2 protein-coding genes and 1 pseudogene are annotated in these 1808 nt (G+C 78.0%); all 3 read left to right on the top strand.

Features of this window, described 5'->3' with window-relative positions; translation table 11 throughout:
* The first annotated feature begins 91 nt into the window (after positions 1–91).
* The gene (locus tag GTQ99_RS22835) at positions 92–799 is read left to right on the top strand and encodes a GntR family transcriptional regulator (protein WP_205708076.1); all 708 of its coding nucleotides are present in this window, start codon (positions 92–94) and stop codon (positions 797–799) included.
* A gap of 85 nt (positions 800–884) precedes the next feature.
* Positions 885–1664, top strand: coding sequence for a carboxyltransferase domain-containing protein (locus GTQ99_RS22830; protein WP_205708075.1), 780 nt, complete (start codon positions 885–887; stop codon positions 1662–1664).
* A pseudogene (locus tag GTQ99_RS27630) lies at positions 1661–1808 on the top strand (allophanate hydrolase subunit 2 family protein); the annotation flags it as partial. The gene GTQ99_RS22830 and the pseudogene GTQ99_RS27630, both read left to right, overlap by 4 nt.

Below are 1808 nucleotides of genomic sequence, written 5' to 3'. Positions count from 1 at the left end.
GAACCTCACCAGGGGGGGGGCGGGAGGAGCGGATGGGCGGTGACGCTAGCGAGTTGTTGAACGATCTGGCAACGGTTCCGCCGCTGCGGCTATGTTTCGGCGGGTGGAGCCACGAGCGGGGGACGGCGCCGCGCGACTGCCGGAACGCCTGAGCTCGGCCGGTCGCGCCCTGGTCGCCGGCGGCGGCGCGGACCGGGTCGCCGAGGCGCTGCGCGACCTCGTCGCCGACGGCGCGCTGGTGCCGGGCACGCGGCTGCCGGAGGACGCGACCAGCGCCTCCCTGGGCGTCTCGCGCAACACGCTGCGCGAGGCGTTCCGGCTGCTGGTCCGCGAGGGGCTGCTGCGCCACGAGCTGCACCGCGGCGTCTTCGTCCGCTCGCTGAGCGCCGCGGACGTCGCCGACGTGTACCGCTTCCGGCGCGTGCTGGAGTTCGCCGCCGTCGACGGACCGCACGACCCCGTTGCGCTGCAGCGGGTCCGCCAGGCCGTCGAGGAGGGGGGAGCGGCCCGGCGGGCGGGGGACTGGGACGCGGTCGGCACCGCGAACAGCCACTTCCACTCCGCGGTCGTCGCCCTCGCGGGCAGCCCTCGCATGGACGAGAGCATGCGCCACCTGCTCGCCGAGCTGCGCCTGGCCTTCGTCGTCGTGACCGACCTGCGCCCCTTCCACGAGCCGTACCTGGAGGAGAACGCGCGCATCGCCGACCACCTCGAGGCCGGTGAGCGCGGCCGCGCCGGGCGACTGCTCGCCGCGTACCTGGACCGCGCCGAGGCGCAGCTGCTCAGCGCGCACCGGTGAACCGGGACCGCGCGGGGGGCAGACAGATCGTTGAACGATCCCTAGAGTGCTGCGCACGACCCCGACCGGATCGACGGAGGCTCCCGTGAGCGGCGCGCAGCCCACGTCCCCCGCGGACACCCCGCCCGCCGCGGCGCGGGCGCTGTTCCGCGAGGGCACCGCCACGCCCACCGCCGGCAGCACCCCGGCCGCCCCGACAGCCCGGCTGCTCCCCGCAGGCGACCGCGCCTGGCTGCTGGAACCCGCCGGGCAGGACGGCGGGCAGGACGGCGCGCTGCGCGTCCCGCGGTTCGCCCGCGCCCTGGCCGACGACGCCCCCGAGGGCGTCGAGGACGTGCTGCCCGCCGCCCGCACCGTGCTCGTCACCCTGCTGCCGGGCGCCGACGCGGCCGCCGTCGGCCGCGAGCTGCTGCGGCGGTGGGTGGAACGCCCGGCCGGCCCCGGGCGACCGGGCCCCGGGGGTGGCGGCGAGGTCGGCGAGGTCGTCACCGTCCCCGTCCGCTACGACGGCGAGGACCTCGCCGACGTCGCCGACCTGCTCGGCACCACGCCCGAGGAGGTCGTCGCCCGGCACACCGGCACCACCTGGGAGTGCTCCTTCGTGGGGTTCGCCCCGGGTTTCGGCTACCTGCGCAGCCCCGACGGCCGCCTGAGCGTCCCGCGCCGGGCGCAGTCGCGCACCGCCGTCCCCGCCGGTGCGGTGGCGCTGGCGGACGGCTTCAGCGCCGTCTACCCGCGCCGCTCCCCGGGCGGCTGGCAGCTCATCGGCACCACGGCGGCGACGTTGTGGGACCCGGCCGCCGACCCGCCCGCGCTGCTGCGCCCCGGCACCGCCGTGCGCTTCGTGCGCGAGGACGGGCGGTGAGCGCCCTGGAGGTCCTGGCGAGCGGGCCGCTGACCACCGTGCAGGACCGCGGCCGGCCCGGGCTGTTCCGCTACGGCGTGGGCGTCGCCGGCGCCGCCGACCGGGGCGCGCTCGCGCTGGCCAACCGCCTCGTCGGCAACCCGG

Source organism: Kineococcus vitellinus, assembly GCF_009906315.1.
Lineage (GTDB): Bacteria > Actinomycetota > Actinomycetes > Actinomycetales > Kineococcaceae > Kineococcus > Kineococcus vitellinus.
This window is presented reverse-complemented; position numbering and strand designations above follow the sequence as displayed.